Origin of the sequence: Pseudoalteromonas sp. US3C1004 (assembly GCF_048401065.1) — a bacterium.
In the GTDB taxonomy this organism is placed as follows: domain Bacteria; phylum Pseudomonadota; class Gammaproteobacteria; order Enterobacterales; family Alteromonadaceae; genus Pseudoalteromonas; species Pseudoalteromonas undina.
In genome coordinates this window covers 2,209,308-2,231,066 of the sequence record NZ_CP183073.1, presented here as the reverse complement: position 1 = coordinate 2,231,066, position 21,759 = coordinate 2,209,308, and the positions used below count along the sequence as shown (strand labels likewise).

At 38.8% G+C, this 21,759-nt stretch carries 22 protein-coding genes; 11 read left to right on the top strand and 11 right to left on the bottom strand.

Features of this window, described 5'->3' with window-relative positions:
- Nucleotides 1-5 precede the first annotated feature (5 nt).
- Nucleotides 6-737, top strand: coding sequence for a VacJ family lipoprotein (locus ACNSN3_RS10420; protein WP_054201699.1), 732 nt, complete (start codon nt 6-8; stop codon nt 735-737).
- Nucleotides 738-793: 56 nt separating this feature from the next.
- On the opposite strand, the gene ACNSN3_RS10415 is transcribed toward ACNSN3_RS10420, so the two are convergent.
- The gene (locus ACNSN3_RS10415; RefSeq protein ID WP_010387954.1) at nt 794-2,017 is read right to left on the bottom strand and encodes an EAL and HDOD domain-containing protein; all 1,224 of its coding nucleotides are present in this window, start codon (nt 2,015-2,017) and stop codon (nt 794-796) included.
- Nucleotides 2,018-2,361: 344 nt separating this feature from the next.
- Here ACNSN3_RS10415 and putP point away from each other — a divergent pair, with 344 nt between their 5' ends.
- The gene (putP, locus tag ACNSN3_RS10410) at nt 2,362-3,873 is read left to right on the top strand and encodes a sodium/proline symporter PutP (protein ID WP_054201697.1); all 1,512 of its coding nucleotides are present in this window, start codon (nt 2,362-2,364) and stop codon (nt 3,871-3,873) included.
- A 214-nt stretch (nt 3,874-4,087) separates the two neighbouring features.
- On the opposite strand, the gene ACNSN3_RS10405 is transcribed toward putP, so the two are convergent.
- Entirely contained in the window at nt 4,088-4,387 is a 300-nt protein-coding gene (locus ACNSN3_RS10405; RefSeq protein WP_010387955.1) for a YebG family protein, read from the bottom strand.
- Between the two features lie 296 nt (nt 4,388-4,683).
- Here ACNSN3_RS10405 and ACNSN3_RS10400 point away from each other — a divergent pair, with 296 nt between their 5' ends.
- Nucleotides 4,684-4,977 (top strand): ComEA family DNA-binding protein, encoded by a 294-nt coding sequence (locus ACNSN3_RS10400; RefSeq protein WP_055013029.1) that lies wholly within the window; start codon nt 4,684-4,686, stop codon nt 4,975-4,977.
- Between the two features lie 12 nt (nt 4,978-4,989).
- Here the strand turns inward: ACNSN3_RS10400 and ACNSN3_RS10395 are convergent, their stop codons facing one another.
- Both ACNSN3_RS10395 and dsbB read right to left on the bottom strand, forming a co-directional pair.
- A complete protein-coding gene (locus ACNSN3_RS10395) occupies nt 4,990-5,292 on the bottom strand; it encodes a hypothetical protein (protein WP_010387958.1) in 303 nt (100 codons plus the stop codon).
- 1 nt (nt 5,293) lies between these two features.
- Complete coding sequence (dsbB, locus tag ACNSN3_RS10390) at nt 5,294-5,812, bottom strand: disulfide bond formation protein DsbB (protein WP_010387961.1); 519 nt, start codon at nt 5,810-5,812, stop codon at nt 5,294-5,296.
- A gap of 389 nt (nt 5,813-6,201) precedes the next feature.
- Between dsbB and fadR the strand changes: the two genes are divergently transcribed.
- Both fadR and ACNSN3_RS10380 read left to right on the top strand, forming a co-directional pair.
- On the top strand, nt 6,202-6,915 hold the full coding sequence (fadR, locus tag ACNSN3_RS10385; RefSeq protein WP_008109093.1) for a fatty acid metabolism transcriptional regulator FadR: 714 nt from the start codon (nt 6,202-6,204) through the stop codon (nt 6,913-6,915).
- Nucleotides 6,916-7,148: 233 nt separating this feature from the next.
- Nucleotides 7,149-7,754, top strand: a complete 606-nt coding sequence (locus ACNSN3_RS10380) for a peroxiredoxin (protein WP_008109095.1) — start codon at nt 7,149-7,151, stop codon at nt 7,752-7,754.
- Nucleotides 7,755-7,817: 63 nt separating this feature from the next.
- On the opposite strand, the gene ACNSN3_RS10375 is transcribed toward ACNSN3_RS10380, so the two are convergent.
- A complete protein-coding gene (locus ACNSN3_RS10375; RefSeq protein ID WP_138570489.1) occupies nt 7,818-10,412 on the bottom strand; it encodes a TonB-dependent receptor in 2,595 nt (864 codons plus the stop codon).
- A gap of 291 nt (nt 10,413-10,703) precedes the next feature.
- Nucleotides 10,704-11,183: an SsrA-binding protein SmpB gene (gene smpB / locus ACNSN3_RS10370; RefSeq protein ID WP_008109102.1), complete on the bottom strand. Its 480-nt coding sequence runs from the start codon at nt 11,181-11,183 to the stop codon at nt 10,704-10,706.
- 148 nt (nt 11,184-11,331) lie between these two features.
- Here smpB and ACNSN3_RS10365 point away from each other — a divergent pair, with 148 nt between their 5' ends.
- Both ACNSN3_RS10365 and ACNSN3_RS10360 read left to right on the top strand, forming a co-directional pair.
- A complete protein-coding gene (locus tag ACNSN3_RS10365; protein ID WP_054201695.1) occupies nt 11,332-11,772 on the top strand; it encodes a type II toxin-antitoxin system RatA family toxin in 441 nt (146 codons plus the stop codon).
- Entirely contained in the window at nt 11,769-12,092 is a 324-nt protein-coding gene (locus tag ACNSN3_RS10360) for an RnfH family protein (RefSeq protein WP_418607274.1), read from the top strand. The genes ACNSN3_RS10365 and ACNSN3_RS10360 overlap by 4 nt, the downstream gene beginning before the upstream one ends.
- A 54-nt stretch (nt 12,093-12,146) precedes the next feature.
- Here ACNSN3_RS10360 and ACNSN3_RS10355 read toward each other — a convergent pair whose 3' ends face one another.
- Nucleotides 12,147-12,506: an outer membrane protein assembly factor BamE gene (locus tag ACNSN3_RS10355; protein WP_010387969.1), complete on the bottom strand. Its 360-nt coding sequence runs from the start codon at nt 12,504-12,506 to the stop codon at nt 12,147-12,149.
- 106 nt (nt 12,507-12,612) lie between these two features.
- Here ACNSN3_RS10355 and ACNSN3_RS10350 point away from each other — a divergent pair, with 106 nt between their 5' ends.
- A complete protein-coding gene (locus tag ACNSN3_RS10350; protein ID WP_021033156.1) occupies nt 12,613-12,954 on the top strand; it encodes a GIY-YIG nuclease family protein in 342 nt (113 codons plus the stop codon).
- Here ACNSN3_RS10350 and ACNSN3_RS10345 read toward each other — a convergent pair.
- The 4 genes from ACNSN3_RS10345 to ilvC all read right to left on the bottom strand — a co-directional run bounded on the left by ACNSN3_RS10345 (nt 12,900) and on the right by ilvC (nt 18,628).
- Complete coding sequence (locus ACNSN3_RS10345; RefSeq protein WP_248528950.1) at nt 12,900-13,673, bottom strand: M28 family peptidase; 774 nt, start codon at nt 13,671-13,673, stop codon at nt 12,900-12,902. The genes ACNSN3_RS10350 and ACNSN3_RS10345 overlap by 55 nt on opposite strands.
- A 139-nt stretch (nt 13,674-13,812) precedes the next feature.
- Nucleotides 13,813-15,003 carry a tetratricopeptide repeat protein gene (locus tag ACNSN3_RS10340; protein ID WP_248528948.1) on the bottom strand — a complete coding sequence of 397 codons (1,191 nt, stop codon included), beginning with the start codon at nt 15,001-15,003 and terminating at the stop codon, nt 13,813-13,815.
- Nucleotides 15,004-15,080: 77 nt separating this feature from the next.
- Nucleotides 15,081-17,000, bottom strand: a complete 1,920-nt coding sequence (locus ACNSN3_RS10335) for a methyl-accepting chemotaxis protein (RefSeq protein ID WP_193049064.1) — start codon at nt 16,998-17,000, stop codon at nt 15,081-15,083.
- 155 nt (nt 17,001-17,155) lie between these two features.
- Nucleotides 17,156-18,628 carry a ketol-acid reductoisomerase gene (ilvC, locus tag ACNSN3_RS10330; RefSeq protein ID WP_109874305.1) on the bottom strand — a complete coding sequence of 491 codons (1,473 nt, stop codon included), beginning with the start codon at nt 18,626-18,628 and terminating at the stop codon, nt 17,156-17,158.
- A 137-nt stretch (nt 18,629-18,765) separates the two neighbouring features.
- Here ilvC and ilvY point away from each other — a divergent pair, with 137 nt between their 5' ends.
- The 3 genes from ilvY to ACNSN3_RS10315 all read left to right on the top strand — a co-directional run bounded on the left by ilvY (nt 18,766) and on the right by ACNSN3_RS10315 (nt 21,759).
- Nucleotides 18,766-19,671, top strand: coding sequence for an HTH-type transcriptional activator IlvY (gene ilvY / locus ACNSN3_RS10325; protein ID WP_010387979.1), 906 nt, complete (start codon nt 18,766-18,768; stop codon nt 19,669-19,671).
- Nucleotides 19,672-19,761: 90 nt separating this feature from the next.
- Nucleotides 19,762-20,808 (top strand): GGDEF domain-containing protein, encoded by a 1,047-nt coding sequence (locus tag ACNSN3_RS10320; RefSeq protein ID WP_418607270.1) that lies wholly within the window; start codon nt 19,762-19,764, stop codon nt 20,806-20,808.
- Nucleotides 20,809-20,919: 111 nt separating this feature from the next.
- A complete protein-coding gene (locus tag ACNSN3_RS10315; protein WP_418607268.1) occupies nt 20,920-21,759 on the top strand; it encodes a MipA/OmpV family protein in 840 nt (279 codons plus the stop codon).

The window sequence follows — 21,759 nt, the reverse complement described above, 5'->3', positions numbered from 1 at the left end:
TTGAGATGTTAAAACAAGGCTTACTTTTATTATGTTTACTCACCTTATCGGGCTGTGCTCAAGTGCCCGAGAGTAAATATGATGAGCGCGATCCCTTACAAAGTGTAAATAGACCCATTTATGACTTTAATATGGACGTACTCGATACCTATATTTTAAGGCCAGCAGCAGTGGGTTATATCACTGTTACACCGCAGCCTGTTCGTCGTAGTATTGTGCACTTTACCGATAATATTACTGCACCCGTTGATATTATAAATGCCGGCCTGCAAGGAAAACCAAGTAGTGCTGGAATTAATTTTGCACGTTTTTTAGTGAATTCAACGGTGGGTGTATTTGGCATATTTGATGTAGCCAGCTCACTTGGCCTTGAAGTAACTAGCGAGGACTTTGGCCAAACGCTAGGTGTGTGGGGAGTGGGTGATGGTGCTTATTTAATGATCCCAGCAATGGGGCCATCTACCGCGCGTAACTTAACTGGTGATGTAGTTGATAATGTTGTACTGCCTGAAATAGCACTGACTACACCACAAACTATTTTAGTGTTTGCACTAAAAGCAGTTGAAGCGCGTGCGTCATTAATGGCTCAGGAAGGGTTATTAAATGATTCGTTAGACCCCTACTTGTTTATTAAAGACATTTATTTTCAGCGTCAATTATACGAGTTATTTGATGGTAACCCGCCAATAAAAGAAGAGCCTGAAGATTTTGATGAGGATTTCTTAGAAAGCCTTTAATAAAAATAAAAACGCCAGCAGATGCTGGCGTTTTGTTTATGGGTATTAAAGATATTTTAGCTATCGATCATCACTCGCATTTGCTCACTAACCCAGTTGAGTGCTTCGTGATATGCATCAGGCACTTCATCGCCTAAGTTTAATTGCTGGGCTTTATCGTTCGCAGCTTGCCAATCACCATGCTCATACAGAGTGACTAAGTTTAAGTATTCAGCAAGTAGTCCTTCATTTTTTAACAGCGCTGTTTTTATCTCATTAGACAAAGGTAATTTAAGCATTACGCTGTCCATTTCTTCATCTAATATCGCATCCATAAGCGACATCATGCCGGTTAAGAAAGCCATACCTGTATCTTTAAGTTTGCCATGTGAAATAGCTAACAACTCACAAAAACGCGCCCGTGTTAACGACAGTCTAATAAGTTCCAATGGCTTATCTGCAGATACTTGTGCTGCAAACAATAAAGAGAGCAGTTTTTTTATTTCAGCAGCTCCTAGTACAATTAGTGCTTGTTTTATAGTGTTTATTTCAGAGCGGCGGGTAAATGCCGCTGAGTTGGAATAGCGCAAGAGCTTGTAAGATAAGTTAACATCACGCTCAAATACATCGGTGATCTTCTTAAGATCCATTTCTACACTGGATGTTTCATAGAGCAGTTCAGCCAGTGCCATGCCAGATGGCGGTAAGGCTTTACTTTGCACCATCTCGGGTTTTGAAAAGAAAAAGCCTTGAAAGTACTCAAAGCCCAACTCAAAAGCTTGGTTGTAAAGCTCGTAAGTTTCAACTTTTTCTGCGAGTAACTTGATATGTGGGTAAGGTTTTAAGTCTTCAATGATCGTTTTAACGGTTTCCATATCGCACGTTAAAAAGTCAACTTTAATGATATCAATAAACGGATAAAAGTGACGCCATACCGGTTGATGCGCATAGTCATCTAGGGCGAGTGTGTACCCTTTCTCTTTTAGGTCTTTAACTATTGCTAGCAGACGTTTTCCTGGCTGAACGGTCTCTAGTATTTCAATCACAACCCCGTTTTTGTTTAATAGCGTGGGGTAGCCTTTTAATAAGGTGTCTAAGGTAAAGTTAATATAAGCGGGTTTATTATCGGTTAAATCTTCAAGACCAAAATTAAACTGGCTGCCTTCAATTAGGCGAGACGTTGCTTCGTCGCCGTCAATGTTCGGAAATACATTATCTACTCCATCACGAAATAAAAGCTCGTAGCCAATTAGTTCCTTATTGCGATCTAAAATAGGTTGGCGAGCAGCGTAAAAATACATATAAGATTCCGAAACAGTAGAAATTGATTAACATTGTAATAATATATTGGAAAACATTCAAAATAGCATCGGTAAAATGAATTTTATTAATAAAATATCATGGCTTAGGTGATTTTTATTAATCTAAACTCATTGTTTTTTATTCTATTTGTTTTAAAAGCGAGCGAATAGATGGTTTTTTATCTACTTAAATTAGCGGGTTGGAGTTATTAGCAATTACCGTGTTATAGTTGGGTAGAAAGCTTTTATTCCAATACTGTCTTAATTATAAGATTTCAAGAGTCATTATTTGGATTACAAGCCTGTTATTACTTTTTTAAGTGGAGGCGAATTTGGAAACAGGAATGATTATTTCACTGGCATTGTACTTTATTGTAATGCTAGGAATAGGACTATACGCATATAAGCAATCTACCAGTGATATTTCAGGGTATATGCTAGGTGGTCGTAATTTAGCCCCCAGTGTAGCTGCCTTATCGGCTGGTGCATCAGATATGAGTGGTTGGTTATTAATGGGCTTACCCGGCGCAATGTATTTATTTGGGTTGAGTAAGGTTTGGATTGCAATTGGTTTAGTATTAGGTGCGTGGGCAAACTACTTTTTAGTCGCCCCAAGACTGCGTGTCTATACTGAAAAAGCCAATGACTCCATTACTATCCCCGATTTCTTTGCAAACCGTTTTGATGACAACAAAAATATCCTACGTGTTATCTCTGCAATAGTAATTATAGTTTTCTTTACCTTATACACTTCATCGGGTGTTGTTGCCGGTGGTAAGTTATTTGAAAACTCATTTCAAATGAGTTACGAAATGGGCCTATACATCACCACTGGTGTGGTAGTGGTATATACCTTATTTGGTGGGTTTTTAGCGGTTAGCCTTACAGACTTTGTGCAAGGCTGTATTATGTTTGTGTCGTTGTTAGCAGTGCCAATTGCCACTTATATGATGCTTGACCAACCATTTATGGATACCTTAGCAAATGCAAATTATCAGCAGTTACTAAGCTCGCCTAAAGCAAGCGAAATTCATTCTTTAAGTATGCTTGACTGGTTTGCTGGTGGTTCTACTATTGCTATTATTTCTGCAATGGCATGGGGTTTAGGTTACTTTGGTCAGCCGCATATTATTGTTCGTTTCATGTCTATTCGTTCAGTAAAAGAAATGCCAACCATGCGTCGTATTGGTATGTCTTGGATGACGTTATCTGCTATTGGTGCGGTATTTACTGGCCTATTTGGTGCTGCATTCATGATTGAAAATCAAATGCCGATTGCCGATAAAGAAACAATTTTCTTAGTATTGGCTGAATTAATTTTCCACCCGTTAATTGCAGGTTTCCTACTGGCGGCTATTTTAGCTGCGATTATGAGTACTATCTCATCGCAATTGTTGGTGTGTTCAAGTTCTTTAACTGAGGACTTTTATAAGATTTACTTAAATCGTAATGCTTCGCAAACTGAGCTGGTATTAGTAGGGCGTATTAGCGTGATACTGGTTGCGTTATTTGCAATTTACTTAGCGTATGACCGCAATAGTTCAATACTAGATTTAGTAAGTAATGCATGGGCAGGTTTTGGTGCTGCATTTGGTCCATTGGTATTGTTTAGTCTTTACTGGAAGCGTATGAACCTAAAAGGGGCTATTAGCGGTATGGTTGTTGGTGCTCTAACTGTGCTTGTATGGATTTATGCGCCTATTACTATTAATGGTGATAGCTTAAGCAGTGTGATTTATGAAATCGTCCCTGGCTTTATTTTAGCAAGTATTGCTATTGTAGTAGGAAGCCTTGTAACAGCTGAGCCGAAAAAGGAAATTACTGATCTGTTTGATGAAGTTGAATCGTCATTGTAATTGATTAGCTAACGTAAAGTTTTGGTTTAAAAAAATGCCAACCAGTTTAACTGGTTGGCATTTTTTATTGACTGACTTTTAACAATAGCAAATTGTGATGACTTACTCGCTTCTCGTTATCATTACTTAAAGACATAAAAAAACTGAATACGAATCACGAATTCAGTTTCATAAATTAGTAGTGCGGCTTATAAGCTGCATACTATTTTTTAGATTAGCTCGCTGCTTTATCTTTTATATCAGCAACGTTATCTGACTTTGTTTTTTTAGCTTTTGCAGGTACTTCTTTAGTCCCCTTAAGTACCGCCATAAAGTCGTCTTTACTTTTCGCAATCTCAAGTGCAAGCGACTCAACTTGTTGTTCACTTAGAGGCACATCTACTTTTTCAAGCATTAGTTCTAGTGACTCGGCGATATCGAGCATTTTGTCATAGGCATCAGCTTCTTTTTTAGTAGTAAACGTCATGCGCTCGACTCCGTTTCGTTCTACAACATATTTAACAACAACAGCCATGATTTCTCCTGCTTACTTACGTGGCAATATGATTATTTTAAATCATTAGATTACTGTTTTTATGTACAGTACAAGCTTGCGCGTTATTTTGCAAGCTTTAGCCTTAGTTTATCTGCAGCTTAGTTGACAATAAAGGCCAACTCTACTTTATTTATTAAGTCACTTTATAACGCGTTGCAGTAAAGGAGTCGCAAGGAGTGATTGTTACCGTTAGTACTTAGTAACCACAACTTACTTAAAAGTGCTGGGTGTAAATAATCAACGAATGTTCATGTAGGAACACAAAAGGAAATAGTATGAAATTAATTAAAATAATCTCGTTAGCAGCTGCTTTATGTTTATTACCTATGGGTACCACCTTTGCGCAAAGCGATATGCTATCAGAGCAGATGCAATCAGCCATGGTTAATATTAATACTGCTGATTTAAAACAGTTAATTAAGTTACCAGGTGTCGGTAAGAAAAAGGCACAGGCAATTATCGACTATAGAGAAGCTAATGGTGATTTCGCATCACTTGAAGATCTAGCTAAAGTAAAAGGGGTGGGTAAAAAAATGCTAGCCAAACTTGATGGAAAGGTGACGTTTTAACTAAAAAGGGCGCTATGCGCCCTGATCAAACTGTTTTAAGGCAGCACCAAGGTGCTTTTTAGCAAAGTTAATATCTACTGGTGCTGTTAATAGCGGATAGCTCAACCCAGCTACAATTAAAAAGGGCACCAGTAACCAACCTTCGAAAAGAGTAAATATTAAAAAGAATGGGCTTAATAGCATCAGCTTTAGTATGCGTATAAAGACTCTGTCACTGGGTGATAGCATGCTTAAAGAGATAGCTATAACAGTTTGTCGTTGACGAACTTTTAAATGTTTAAGCTCATCAACTTGGCTTGAAAAAAAAGTAAACATATTAAAGTGACTTTTTAGTAATTAATCGACTGGCCACTAATATAAACAGTGTGGCGGTAAAGAGTACAAAAATAATTTCCATCCATGCTGGCATACTTAGGCTGGCAAATTGCCAATCTATATTTCCGCAATCACCTGTCGCTTCAAAAAATTGTGGTATCCAGTGATGTAACGGCATAAATTCTGGAAAATTTGGCTCAAATTCACAGCTAAATGCAAATGGGTCTGTGGTTGTTTGCATTTCAATATGCTCACGAGCTATTAGTAGCCCCCATACACTTGAAATCCCCCATGTTGTATAGGCAACAATACGTACTGCGAGATTGTTTGGTTTACTAGCCCCAATAATACCCGCAAAAAGTAGGCCTAATACTGCGGTGCGTTGGTAAATACACATAATACATGGCGCTAACCCCATGTTGTATTGAAAGAAAAGTGCAGTAACTTCAAGTAGAAAAACAATCCCACTGAATAATAACCAAGGTGTACGCTGAGTACTTAGATTAGCAAGCCAGTTCATAACAAATCCGTATTTAAATAAGGGCTTAGATTATGACTTAGGATAAACAGCGGGGCAAGTAAAAGGAAAAAACGAGGGCTATGAAAGCTTGTCGTCCCTCAAAGTTAGAGATCCTGTGCTGCATGATTTCCCCTAATAGACCTACTCAGAGCCATCAAGTTAATCTGATTCATGAATAGGAAAGAGGTATAGAATAATAGTTAAAGTGTCTCGTATGAATAATAGGTGGGCATTCATATTGTGTTTAATTTCTACCAGTAAAGTTACCCTTTTAATCACATACCTAGGTAATTTAACTTACTTTACTTGTTAGTTGTGACTTGTCTGGTACAATCAGTCAGTTAATCGTATGTAGCGATGTAATGTGAATTAATTCGAGTAGGAATTGAATGAGAATTTTTAAAGCGAAAAGCCCAGCAGGATTTGCTGAGGAATACATAGTAGAGTCAATCTGGAATGGTGATTTCCCTCCAGGTTCAATTCTGCCAGCTGAGCGTGAACTCTCAGAGTTAATTGGTGTTACTAGAACCACATTGCGTGAAGTATTACAACGATTAGCCAGAGACGGTTGGTTAACAATCCAACATGGTAAACCCACTCGCGTAAATAATTTTTGGGAAACGTCAGGACTAAATATCCTTGAAACACTGGCACGTTTAGACGAAGATAAAATGCCAGAGCTAACTGATCAGTTACTTTCAGCTCGCACTAACATCAGCGCAATTTACACTCGTGCAGCAATAAAGCTTGCACCAGAACGTGTTATTGAAATTTTATCGCAAAGTGATGAACTAGAAGACAGCGCACAAGCATTTGCTGATTATGACTATAAAGTGCACCATGAGTTAGCTGTTGCTGGTAACAACCGCATATATGTGCTGATCCTTAATGGTTTTAAAGGCTTTTATTCTAAGATTGGTTGTCATTACTTTTCAGATCCTCGTACCCGTGAGCTTGCACGTCAATTCTATAAAGATTTAACTAAGCTTGCTGAGAATAAAGAGCACGATGGTGCGATATTCATGATGCGCAAGTATGGTCATCAAACCGGTGAAATATGGCAACATATTCGCGGTGATATGCCTAGCGACATTATGGATTAGTAAAAAAGCCTGCTTTAAGCAGGCTTTTTTATGAACAATAATTAGTGCATTTATCAAGCGTTCGCTATTTTAGAACGGCGCTATCTATAAATACGATTGTTAATTTATTTTTGATAGCCATAGAATAATGATTAATTAGATATGGTGCTATTGTAATTTAAGAATTAGTGCCCATATTACTATCAGTATTGCGTAAGCAATTGACAATAAACTCAAAATATTTGGAGAATAAAATGGGTGTATTAGTAGGCCGTCAGGCACCAGACTTTACCGCTGCAGCTGTTCTAGGTAACGGTGAGATTGTAGATAGCTATAACCTTCACGAAAAAATCAAAGGTAAAAAAGCAGTAATCTTTTTCTACCCACTAGATTTCACTTTTGTATGTCCTTCTGAGCTTATTGCTTTTGATAAGCGTTATGCAGAATTCCAAAAACGTGGTGTAGAAGTAATTGGTGTTTCAATCGATTCACAGTTCTCACACAACGCATGGCGTAACACGGCTGTAGCAGACGGCGGTATTGGTAAAGTTCAATACGCACTAGTTGCAGACGTTAAGCACGAAATCTGTAAAGCATACGACGTTGAGCACCCAGAAGCCGGCGTTGCATTTCGTGGTTCTTTCTTAATCGACGAAGAAGGTAACGTACGTCACCAAGTAGTGAACGATTTACCACTTGGTCGTAACATCGACGAAATGATCCGTATGGTTGATGCACTAGCATTCCACAGCGAGCACGGCGAAGTATGTCCTGCTGGTTGGACTGAAGGTAAAAAAGGAATGGACGCAAGCCCTGAAGGCGTAGCTAAATTCTTATCTGAAAACGAAGGCGAGCTATAATTTAGCCCTTTAGTTTAAGATAAAAAAACCGCCATATTGGCGGTTTTTTTTATTGCTTTTTAATTAAAACGAAAAGCTCACTTTAGTGTAAATGTAACGACCTCGAGGGTTATGTACACCCGATGCGTAACCATACAGATCTGAATCACCATCACCAATTGCAAATGGTGGCTCTTCATCAAATAAGTTATTAACACCTAACGATACTTTAGCTGACTCAGTAATACGATATGAGGTTTGTAAATCAACCAATACTTGAGAATCAACAGTACGTGATGTATTACTATCGAAGTCTAAGTTGCCATCGAAATCGATATCTGGCGTATCTTCAAACTCACCCACATAACTAATGTTCATGTTAGTGTTGAATTGGCCAATTTCCCAGTTTGTTGAGAAAATCCAACGGTGCTCTGGGTAACCATATTCACCGGTGTAATCGCGGCCGTCTTTTTCAAATTTATCTTGGTAAGCCCACTCTAAATTGAATTTCAGTAAGCCTAAATCATCCAGTGAATGGTTGTAGTTTGCTGAAATATCTACGCCAGAAACTTCTTGTGATGAAACGTTTTCAAAAGTACTGAAAATCTTTTGAATAGTTCCTAGGCTGTCTGTACCTGATGGTGGTAAGCGTACACATACCGTACTATTTTGGTTATTACACTCTGAGTTGTAAATTGGACCAAACTCTTGCTCATCAATTTTATTATCTTGAGTGATACTCCACACATCAACACTTAAACCAAAGTCAGTTGTGGGTGCCCAAATAAACCCGACGTTCCAAGATTCAGACTCTTCAGCTTCTAAATCAGGGTTACCGGCGAATTCAATGTTGTAATCTAGCGCATCACAATCTTTACCTGTTGCATCACAGCGATAGTTATCAATAAAGAACTGACTTTCCTGAGATGGCCCTAAACCTACTTGTGCAAGTGATGGTGCTCTAAAGCCTTGCGCCCAAGAACCACGAACTGTGATTTCATCAGTAGGTGCCCAGCGTAAAGCGACTTTAGGATTTGTGGTGGTACCAAAGTCACTGTAATCATCGTAACGACCTGCAAGTTGTAGTTCTAAGTTCTCAGCAAGTGGAATTGAAAACTCTACATAGGCAGCGTATTGGTCGCGCTCTGCGGCAGCTGAAACTGACTCGGTACCAAAGATTAATCCACGTTGAAATTGATCATCTGGAATATCAGTCACGTCTTCTTCGCGGTATTCAATACCGGCTGCCATCATGACAACATCATCACCAAAGTTAAATGCTTCACCTGAGATGTTAGCATCGAACGACGTCATATGAGACTCACCTTGGCGAACCAAGCTTGTAGTAATCCTGTCAATTACAGCCGGATCGTTGTAAGTGCCGCCAAATGGGTTGTAGTTGCCAGCGTCAATTTCTTGTTGTAAGAAGTCGGTGCGAACCCAACCTTGTGAGCGATCGCCTGTTTGTAATGACTTGCTACGACCTTTTTGTACCGCTGTTTCCCAACTCCAGTCGTTAATTTCACCTTTTAAACCAGCAACAAAACGTAATGTATCTGATTCGATATCCCATTGACGCGCGCCTGCATCCACTGTTCTGTATCGACCAATTTCTATATCTTGACCGAACGGGTTATTTGGATGATTCCCTGGTACAGTTAAACCTGCATCTTCATCGAGTGGCGTTGGTGCACCCGCTGCAACTGAGCTGTTATGCTGTACAGCCATTTCTAAAAAGCCGGTGATGCCATTGTCAAAACGGTATTCAAATTGTGAGATTGCGCCCACACGTTCTGATGCAGGGGCAATATAGCCGAATGGACCATAGTCAAATAAACAACTACCGCTTGATGTTGCGTTTTCTGCAGGACATGCAGGGTCGATTGTTTTAACGCCATCAACATAGAAGTAGCCAGGGAAACCACGTGAAGAACGGAAATCTTCACCACCATATGGAGACTGATTAGCGGTACCTAAGCGGCCCATTTCATCTGATGATAAAGAAGTGTTTTTAAAGTAATCAATAATAACGGATGCACTACTTTTTGCACTTGTTGTACCCCAAACAATGCTAGCCGTGGTTTCTTCATAGTTAGGACCATCTGTGCCGCCGTAACCTAAATTAACTTCAATACCGTCGATGTCTTTTTTCAAGATAACGTTTACAACACCTGCTACAGCATCAGAGCCATAGATTGCTGATGCGCCATCTTTTAAAATATCAATACGTTCGATTGCTGAAACAGGAATACTGTTTATATCAACAAATGAGTTGGTGATCCCTTCTGCAAATGCGCTTATAGCAACACGACGACCATTAATAAGTACCAAGGTAGCATCAGCCCCTAAACCACGAAGGCTGACGGCAGCTGAACCATTAGCGGTCGAGTCTTGGTTATTACCACGGGTTGAAAAGGTACCATTACCTGCAACAGGCATTCTTTCAAGCAGCTGTTGTAGGTTGTCATAACCCATGTTTTCGATGTCTTCTTTATTAATGGATTGTACTGGTGATGGGCCTTCTATATCGGAACGTTTGATACGAGAGCCTGTTACTTGAATACGTTCTACTTTTTCTGCAGTTTGCTGTGCAGCATAAGTTGTTGTACTAAAACCTGCTGACAATGCGATAGTAGCACCGATGATTAAGCTCGGTGTAAATGCAATTGATTGCTTCATCCTTAAGTCCTTGTTGATATGTTATAATTTACTTGTTTTTACAAGTCGAATTATTAATACCATGTAACTTAAGTGTTATCAATTAGCCGCAAAGATGATTTTGTTATCGGCACGAATATGTACTTATTTTCTTAATAAAGGAAAACGATGGGATACTCGCTATCTGGTGCGGGAGGGGGGTCTTCTCATTATTTAAAAATAAATCACCGAGCGACTTTAATTTGTAATAATTTGTATTTTGCTAAAAATTTAATTAAAAAAAACGCCTAACATGATGTTAGACGTTTTTATTTAAACTTTATGTTTCATTAAACGTTCTTTTTCACGGGACCAATCTTTATTTTTGCCGTCTTCACGTTTGTCATGCATTTTCTTACCTTTAGCTAAATGGAATTCAAGCTTCACCCAGCATTTTTTCCAATACATAGCGGTGGCAACTAATGAATAACCATCACGTTCAGTTGCACCAACTAAGCGGTCAAGCTCACGCCTGCTTAGTAGTAATTTACGGTAACGTAGCGGGTCACAAATAACATGGGTCGATGCGCTATTTAAAGGCTGAATGGTACTGCCTAATAAAAATGCTTCACCGTTTTTAAGATGAATATAAGTTTCAGAGATATTTACTTTACCTGCTCGGATACTTTTTACTTCCCAGCCTTGGAGTTCAACACCTGCTTCAAACTTGTCGTGTAAAAAATACTCGTGTCGCGCTTTTTTATTTAGCGCGATGGTATTACTTGTCGATTTTGATGAATTTTTCTTAGCCATAGTGCCCTATAATATATGTTATACAAGATGTTTTACATCGATTTTTTTAAATTATACATGCAAAAGCGAAGGATTAATTTAAGCGCGATGAAAGTTTGGGGAAACGCACAAAGCTTGCTAAAATTCCTGCACACAGTTGGGAGTGAGTATGCCACAAATAGAAAAAAGCGCGCTGGTTATGTACAGCACTAAAGAGATGTTTGATCTAGTCAATGATGTAGAAGCCTATTCACAGTTTTTACCTAATTGTTCAGACTCAAAAATTATTAAGCAGCATGATAATAACATGACCGCTAGTTTAGAAATATCTAAAGCCGGCATAAAAAAATGGTTTACCACTGAAAATACGCTAATTGATGAACAAACAGTGATGCTTCGCTTGGTTGATGGTCCTTTTAAAACCCTACAAGGTCGCTGGCACTTTCAGCAATTAGATACGCATGCGTGTAAGGTTAATTTACAGTTAGAGTTTGAGTTTTCAAGTAAGCTCATAGAGCTGGCGTTTGGTAAAATTTTTAATGATGTGGCTAAAAACATGGTGAGTGCGTTTACTCAACGTGCAAAAACCGTGTATGGAGAACGTGCATGATCAATATTGAAGTTGTGTTCGCGTTACCCACTAAGGCAACCACATTAAATATAGAAGTGCTGCAAGGCACAACGGCTGAGCAAGCGGTAATACAATCAGGGATTATTAAAAAATGCCCTGAGATTGATGCAACCGATTTAACTTTAGGTGTATGGAACAGAACGGTGAAGCTAAATCATGAGCTTAAAGATGGCGACAGAGTTGAAATTTACCGCCCATTAATTGCCGACCCTAAAGATGCTCGCAGAAAACGTGCTGAAAAAGCCAAAGAAGAGGGCCGCGCTAATAAAGTCACTGGTGGCCGGCCGTTAGAACGTTAGATACAAAAAAGGTGAGCCATGCTCACCTTTTTTAATTAAACCTTATATAGCTTCTTATTGCTCTAAAGGCGTTGTAAAGTTTTCTGGTTGCTCATAGTCGCCCGATACTGTAACTAGCTTTTCATTTTCAAAGTTTAGTACTAATGATTTAAACTGTTCATTAGCACGCCCTTTATTGAAGCTGTATACATAACGCCAAGTATTTTTATCGAAGGCGTCTTCGGCAATGGGTCTGCCTAATACGTAAATTACTTGTTCGCGAGTCATATTAACGCGAAGCTTATCAACGTCTGATTGTTCTAAAAAGTTACCTTGAGGGATGTTGATTCTGTATACCCAGCTAGAACAACCTGCGGCTGAACTAAGCGTTAAAGCGACGATAAGCCAAAGAGAAAAAGTTTTTAACGACTGCATTGTTAGTTGTGATCCTTATTTTTTATAATCTGCATGATACCGATTAGTCACTCAAGGTAAAACCCTTTTGAGTAATTGTTTTTGTTTAGCGCGTTAAGGCGAGGTTTTGACCATTAATAATCAAAAAAGTTTAAACAATGAGTTGTGCAAAATTAAAAATAAACCGCCAACTTGGTCACTTTATATTGTGCAAACACGGTTTGGTCATTGGTATACCGGTATTACTGTTGATGTTGCTCGACGTATCGCTACTCATCAAGCAGGTAAAGGAGCAAAAAACCTCAAAGGTAAAGGGCCGCTTATGCTGATTCATCAACAACAAGTAGGTACTAAAAGCGACGCAAGCAAATTAGAATATGCGATAAAAAAACTTCCACGAGCAAAAAAAGAGGCTTATGTTGCTGCTTTTAAAGAGGGAGTTAATACCGCGGAGTTTGTCAAAAGCTGATTAATAAATTCCTCAATTAGCAATACGGCTTCTTGATAGAGGGGAGCGTTAATATTTTCGAGCGTATCTTTGGCACTATGGTGGTAGTTATCTGCCCCCATAGAAAAGTACACATACGGAATTTTTTGTTTAGCGAATGAGTAATGGTCGCTGGCTCTGCGCCAATCTATTTGTTTCGTGTTGGTGAGTCGGCTCATTTTTCGTGATGAATAAATAGGCTTTAATTTGATCTTGTCCCCGTTAATCTGAGTAAATAACGGATTAAGCTGGGCTTTTAAAGATCGACTTGTTAGCGCGTATAACCGCTTATGTGACTTTTTAATAGCCAACATATCTAAGTTAATATTTAAAACAATTGGGAGCTGGCGCATTGTTTTGGCAAAGTGCTCACTGCCGTGTAAACCATTTTCTTCAGCGTCTGTTGCAACAAACATAAAACGATATGAAGAAGAATCCGTTAGCACATTCGATAAATAAAGTAATGCAGCAACACCCGAGGCATTATCGTTAGCACCTGGGTGTAATTTTCCTGCTTTTAGACCTAGATGATCATAATGCGCAGTAATAACAATTACAGGTAAATCTTTTACAGTATTAGTGGCAATAATATTAACGCCTTGTGCGCTAGAGAACAGCCCTGAGGAATAAGTAAAAGGTTGTTCACTTACTGTAAGTTGATGCTCTTTGAAGCGTGTTTTTAAATACTCCCTTGTGAGCAAGGCTGCCTGGCTATTCGTTTTTCTACCAGCTAACTCCGAGCTGGTTAATATAGTTAAATCAGCTAATAATTGCGGCTCAATCTGTTTACAAAGGCCGCTCCAACTTATAAAAACTATGATACAGGTTAAGCTAAATAATTTAATGATGATTCGCCTTAGCGGTGAGTGACTTTAATGCGATAAGCTTATTGTCATAGCGCTGTTTTTCATGATCAAAGTCTGCTTTTTTTCTAGCTTTACGCAAATGAAACTCCGCTCTAGTTATATTATTTAATTCAAAATAACTGCGCGCTAGCCCAAAGTGGCTTTCATGAAGTGTCGGTGACATAGCGTTTGCTTTTTTATAATGGCTAATTGCATTTGCGTAATCACCATTTACATAGTCACTGTTACCAAGCGATATATGATAGTAAGGGTTTTCTTGGCGCTTTTTGTCAAGCTTTGCCAATAGCTTTTCGCCTTCGGCTACTCTATCTGTAAGTTTATATAATAATGCTAAATTACCTTGCGCAGTATTATCATTGGCGTTTAAGGCAATAGCATAGCTGTACATTTGCTCCGCTTGCTTTAAATCATCTAATTGTTTAAAGAGTACCCCTAAATTGCCCCAGCTAGCACTAAATGAAGCATCGGTATTAATTGCGGCTTTGAAATAGCTATACGCTAAATCATAGTGTTTATTTACCAGTGCCTCACCGCCTTTATTATTATAAAACATGGCGGTCACTCGTTTTTTTGACAGCGATGAGGTTGCAAAACGGGCTTGTCGGCTATTGGGGTCAAAATCAATAATTAAGCGCTTATTACGCTGATAAACAAGTGAGCTGTCTTTGAGCTTAGTTTTATTGTCTATGGCAAGGTTGATGTGCCCAGTGAGTAAATTAAATCCTTGATTTAACGCCCAGTACTCAGGAACATGTACTTTTTGAAAGCGGGCTTTAAGGCCTAAATGTTCGGCTAAGCTATACGCTAAAATAGAGAGGGAAAGACAATTAGCATTTAAATTTTGATAGCTTTGAGACGCCGTTTGTGTGCTAGTAGATTGGTAAGATAGTGAGTTATCACCATTTGTGAGTAAAAAACTAAGTAGACTATAGGCAATTTTATCAGCCGATTTATTTTTTTGTACATAAGCACTTAATTGCTGTTTGAGACTCTGGTCGAGTTGAAATATTTGCTGCTCAGACTCGATAGGCTGCTGTTGAAGTTGCATTGGGGGAGTAATAATAGGGATTGGCACGCTTAAATTGGCGTTATTTGTAGCGCTACACGCACTTAAACTCAGCAAGCAGACAGCCAGTAAATAATGTTTACCTTGAACAGCACTCATACACACCTCTGTACAAAAAACACACTTAAGTATAGTGGTTATTTTGTACAGAGGTTATTTAAAACGTAACAAACTATTTAACGCTGCTGATTAAACGTGGCAACTAGCGCATCAAGTGTTTGTGCGCTGGTGGCTAAGTCACGAATTGCTTGTTCGGTATTTATTTGTTCACTCATTGATTTATCACTGATCTCACTAATTTGCTCAATACTTCCACCCACATCGTTCACTACACTGCTTTGTTGTTCGGTGGCTGTGGCAATTAGAGTTGCCATATCGTTAATTTCATTCGCTGTTTCAGTAATAGTATTAAGTAACTCAACCGAGTTTTGCATTGCGCTAACGCTTTGTTGGGCTTTATTTTTTGATTGGCTAATATCATTTACAACATCATCTGAAATTTGAGTGAGCTCTTCAATCATTGATTGAATTTCAGTGGTTGATTGCGACGTACGATTTGCCAGTGCTCTTACTTCGTCAGCAACGACGGCAAAACCTCGACCATGTTCACCTGCACGTGCAGATTCAATGGCTGCATTGAGAGCCAGTAAGTTGGTTTGCTCTGAAATCCCTCTAATTGAATCTACAATACTGGCAATGTCTATGGTTTTTTTAGAAAGCAGTGCAACTTGCTCGGTAATACCATCGATGTCGCTGGCAAGGGCTGAGATTGTCGTCTGGCTTTGTAATACTTGTTGATGGCTTTGTTTGGTATTATCGCGACTATCGTTAGTTAACTTAGCTGCATTCGCTGCACTTTGTGCTATTTCTTGCACTGTAGCGCCCATTTCATTGATCGCTGCAGCAACTGAAATAGTTTGCTCTTTTTGTTTATCCAGCGCTAAGGAGTTTTGTTTTGCTTGCGCAAAGACATGATCAGAACTTTGACGAATACCATGGCTTTCATCAGCGACTTGCACAATGGCGGTTTCTATTTTCTCAATAAACTGGTTGAACCCTGACGTTAAATTATTGAGTTCAGGTTGAGGTGATGCTGGTAGACGATACGCTAAATTAGCATCACCGCGGCCTAAACGAGAAAACAACTCCGCCATTTTTGATAACGGTGAGGCTAAAGAGCGAGCTAACAAGTAACTTATCACGCTTGCGATAAGTGCTGTAATGATAGTAAATGTGAATATTTGCCACTCGAGGGTGTTTACACTTGCGAATACCTCGCTTTTTGGTACTTGAGCCAACACAAATAAGTCGGTGTTTTTAATTGGTGTGGCAGCAATCAGCGTGGCTTGTCCGTTAATATTTACTTCTTCTAAAGTAAAACCATTTTCATCAAGTAATTTGTTATGAATATTAGCACTGTAAATACTATCTATATTAACCTTAGCGACTTTAGCTGCATCTTTGTGTAGCTGAATTAAGCCACTTTTATCGGCAATAAATACAAATCCTGACTGCTCAATTTTAAATTGCTGTAGTAGCTTTTGCATATCAGTAATGCTTTTTGCTAAGCCCGCCAAGCCGAATCCATTAGGCTGTTGGTGATTAACAAACATTTTTACATCGTTTGCCGACTCTTGATAAATACTGATTGAATAAGGTTGTTTTGATTGGGTAAAAGCAAAAAACCAACCATCTGCAGCATCATTTTTTAACACCCGTAAAAAGCCATCTTGATTCCAATATTGCGCGGTATTTTTATTTGCCCACGAAGCAGTTGCAAGATCATATTGCTCAACTAAACGATTAAGTTCTTTGAGTAATAACGCATCGTTGGTGTTGCCAGAGTTTGCCCAATCTAAAATAAAGGCATTGGCAGAAAGCTGCTGTGCTGCGCCTAAAAGTTCATTGATCTCCCCACCAATATGATTACTGATTGTTTGCAGCTTGCTTGGCAGTTCTGATTCGATCATGCGTTGCTCAATAATATTCTTTGAGTTATGTAAAGACGTCAAACCAATTAATACAGCAACACAAATAGCAATGATGCTTCCAAGTGCTGTAATTTTTTGAGTAATAGAGAGATTTTGTATCGTCATGGTAGTGCTTATATATTTACAACTGAGGCAATGAGGCGATTATTCTAGCACATTATTTATTTTCGGCTATTGATGATTAATTTACATTAAAAAAGCCCACAGCAAAATGCAAGTGGGCTTGGTTTCTAACAAGTGAAAGTTCTAGGGTTATAGGGTTAAACTATTTTTTTCATTGCTGACATATAGCCACGTAATTTAGCACCAACTTTCTCAACAGGATGTTCACGCAGTGCGGTATTTATTTGAATCAAGGTTTGATTATCTACTTGATTACTCTGCTCATTTAAGCCTTTGCCAATAACATCAGTATCAATATCTTGCATAAATTCTTGTAGTAGCGGTAAACATGCATGGTTGTATAAGTAGCAACCATACTCTGCAGTATCTGAAATAGTACGATTCATTTCAAACAGCTTTTTACGTGCAATGGTGTTAGCAATTAACGGCGTTTCATGCAATGACTCATAATAGGCAGATTCTGCAATAATACCGGCTGCAGTCATGGTTTCAAACGCCAGCTCTACGCCTGCTTTAACCATGGCTACCATTAAAATGCCGTTATCAAAAAACTCTTGCTCAGTAATTTCTACATCACCCGCTGGGGTTTTCTCAAAATGAGTTTCCGCGGTTTCAGCACGCCATTTTAGTAGGTTAGCGTCATCATTTGCCCAATCTTCCATCATGACTCGTGAAAATGTGCCATCGATAATGTCATCTTGATGTTTGTTATACAGTGGGCGCATGATTACTTTTAATTGCTCGCTTAATTCAAACGCTTTTACTTTGGCTGGGTTTGATAGGCGGTCAAGCATATTAGTAACACCGCCATACTTAAGTGCTTCTGTGATCACTTCCCAGCCATATTGAATTAGCTTTGAGGCATAACCGGCATCAAGGCCTTTATCAATCATTTTATCAAAACATAAAATAGAGCCAGTTTGTAGCATGCCACATAAAATGGTTTGCTCACCCATTAAGTCAGACTTAACCTCGGCGATAAACGATGATTTAAGTACTCCCGCTCGATGACCACCCGTACCTGCGGCATAGGCTTTTGCTTGTGCCAAACCATGACCCTGAGGATCATTCTCGGGGTGAACCGCAATGAGTGTTGGTACACCAAAGCCGCGCTTATACTCTTCACGTACTTCTGAACCAGGGCATTTTGGTGCAACCATGATAACGGTAATGTCTTCACGAACTTGCATGCCCTCTTCAACAATATTAAAGCCATGTGAATAGGCAAGGGTTGAGCCATGTTTCATTAATGGCATGATGGCATTAACAACCGCAGTATGTTGTTTATCAGGCGTTAAGTTAAGTACTACATCGGCTGTTGGGATTAATTCTTCATATGTACCCACTTTAAAACCATTTTCCGATGCATTTAAGAATGACTGACGACGCTCAGTAATTGCTGAATCACGTAGTGTATAGGCTACATCTAAACCAGAATCACGTAAATTTAAACCTTGGTTTAAGCCCTGTGCGCCACAGCCTACAATTACCAATTTTTTACCTTTTAGTGCAGCAACACCATCGTTAAATTCGTCTGCGCCCATAAATTCACATTGTGCCAATTGCGCTAATTGTTCGCGTAAAGGTAAGCTATTAAAATAATTTGCCATGATAAGTTTCCCATTAATTCAGTTTGTTAGATGCATTGCTTTTGCTTTGCTTGGAATAACCATATGAAAATTCTCTTCTTGCGTAAAATGATATATTTGAATTAAAGTGTTTCATAATATGAAATACCGGTGTTGTTATGGATCATAAGCATTTAAATTACTTTTTGGCGTTGGCAAAAACGCTTCATTTCTCTCGTGCCAGTGAGTTATGCCACATAAGTGCGCCTACTTTAAGTCGTAATATTAAGCAGTTAGAAGATGAAGTAGGGGTGATGTTGTTCCAGCGAGATAATCGCAGTGTCAAGCTTACTCGCGAAGGCGTTGCATTTAAGGAGTATGCTAGTGCAACGCTTAGTAATTGGCAGCGTTTTAAGGCCAATTTAAACGAACCGCAACAACATATTTATGGCAATGTGAGTCTTTATTGCTCTGTTACTGCATCTTATAGTTTTTTGCATCATATTTTGGAGCAGCTCAGGGCTCAGCATCAGCATATTGAAATCACCTTAAATACGGGCGACCCTGCTCTGGCAATAAATCGTGTATTAGACGGTCACGAATCCATGGCTATTGCAGCTAGGCCCAGTAAATTACCTGCACAAATTGCATTTGTAGATATTGGTTACTCGCCACTGGTATTAATTGCGCCCACTATTCAATGTCCGATCACAGAAAAGCTAACTAATAACAGCGAGACTATTGATTGGTCTGAGCTTGAATTTATTGTTGCTGAACAAGGGTTTTCACGACAAAGGTTAGAGCAGTGGTGGCGAAAAAATAACGTGCAAGGAAAAATCTATGCACAAGTCGCTGGGCATGAGGCTATGGTATCTATGGTGAGTTTGGGCTTAGGCGTGGCCATGATCCCAAAAATTGTTCTCGATAATAGCCCTTTAAACGATAAAGTTCAGATTTTGGATAGCAAAGATGAGCCCCCACAAGGTTTTAAAATTGGCCTAGCGGTATTACATAAAGAATTAAATGATCCTGCTATTAGTGCACTGTGGAATATTGCACAAAATATGGGAGAAAACATAATATAGGCTTGTTGGATGATAAAAAAGTGTTAATATAAGCCACTAATATTTATGTGTTTATTAACATCTTTGTTGTGATGTCTGAGAGTTTCAATTATGGATAATACTGCCTCACTTGCTCATTCTGCCCAGTGTTTAAAAAAAGCCATTCCACTTATGGTGAAGTACAAAATGCCAGTAACGCCAATAAACTATGCGATTTGGTACTGTTATGTACAGGGCGATAACCCGCAACTAAATACAGAGCTTGATAAAGTTATCGGTCAGCACAATACTTGCTCAGCTCAAAATGCACAGGAAATATTTGATAAATACATAAACGACGAAGAATTAGCGTTTTTTCAACAAATGTCTGAAAAATTTCATGGTACGGTAGAGCAAGTACAGTTTGACTTGAGTGACTCCATTCAGTATTCAAAAAGCTTTACTACTTCGTTAGTTGACTCACAAAATGAGTTAAAAACACTCTCTAGCATTAACTCATTTAATGAAATTCTATCTTGTGTTGAACGTCTAACAGATGAATCAATCGCAATGCAAGATTATGCTCGTGGTTTCCAAACTAAATTAGCGCAAGCATATAATGAGATAAAAGATTTAAGAGAAGCCCTCACTATGACTCAAGAAGCGGTTGATAAAGATTCACTAACGGGGTTATTTAATCGCGGTAAGTTTGATACTGACATAGTCGAGTTTTGTCTTCATGCATCTTCACAAGATGAGCAATCTAAGTTAGCCGTGTTAATAATGTTCGATATTGATCACTTCAAGCTTTTTAATGACGATTTTGGTCACCAAAAAGGCGACGAGGTACTCAAACTTGTTGCTCAGAAAGTTCAAAATTGTGTGCAAGAACAATATAATGCGTATCGTTTCGGTGGTGAAGAATTTTGTATTACAGGTTACTTTGATAGCATTAATGATGTGATGACATTCTGCAATCAGTTGCGTTTGAGTATTGCTAAATTAACTATTCGTAAAAAAGAAGATAGCGATAATAAACGTAATATCTCAGCAAGTTTTGGTATTGCTTTAATGGAGCCTTTTAGTAAAAGCTGTTTATTAGTAGAAAAGGCTGATAGAGCACTTTATTTAGCTAAAACCCATGGTCGAAATCGAGTTGAAATAGCCGCCAATTTGTAAACGTGTTCCGTTTGTATCAAATTTGTTAATGATTGTAACCCTCTAGAGCTTGTACTTATACTACTTGCTACTATAGGGTCAAAGCCACTTTATAAACTAGTGAATAACCCCATGGTGTTACATCTGAGAATAAAAATATGCATTTTATTGGCGTTGTTTAGCGCTAATGCCATTGCTCAGACGCAGCAACATATCTCTACTGATGAACTTAAAATGAGTGTCAGCTTAGGGGGGGGAGTGATTAGTAACCCTTTACATGGTGCAGACAACATTCCTTTGGTGGTGGTTCCACAAGTGGCTTATTATGGCCAGAATTGGTTTTTTGATAACGGTCGTTTAGGCTACTCTTTTATACAAAGTGATACGCATAACATTAGCTTTGTGTCAGAAATTAACCCAGAATCACGATTTTTTATTGACTGGCATCCGCAAAATATATTCCCGCTCACAGCAACGGCTAATAACGAAGTATTAGAATCGCAACACATTGAATCTCCTCGCCAGATTAATATTAATAACATTCAAAAAAGACGAGTGGTGCTGGATGCCGGCGTCAGTTATGTTTTTGTAAAACAACAACAGGTATTTTCTGCGCAATTATTGCATGACGTAAACAGTGTTTATAATAGCTTTAGGGGCTCGCTACAATGGCAATACCATTTTGATCTTAAGTTGTTAGAACTTAAATCGACCTTAGGCGTAAACTACAAATCAGCACAACTAAATAACTATTTTTATGGCTTAAACAACACAGAATCTTTATATGGTGAAATAGAAGTTGGTAGTAGCTGGCAACCTTATGCTAAAATCGACGTCCGTTGGCCGGTAGGTAAAGCCAACGCACTTCGTTTTCATTTAGCATATTATGACTATTCAGCAATGGATAGCAGTCCGCTCTTTGAACATGACTATTCAATGACTGCCTTTATAGGATTCGAACATACATTTTAA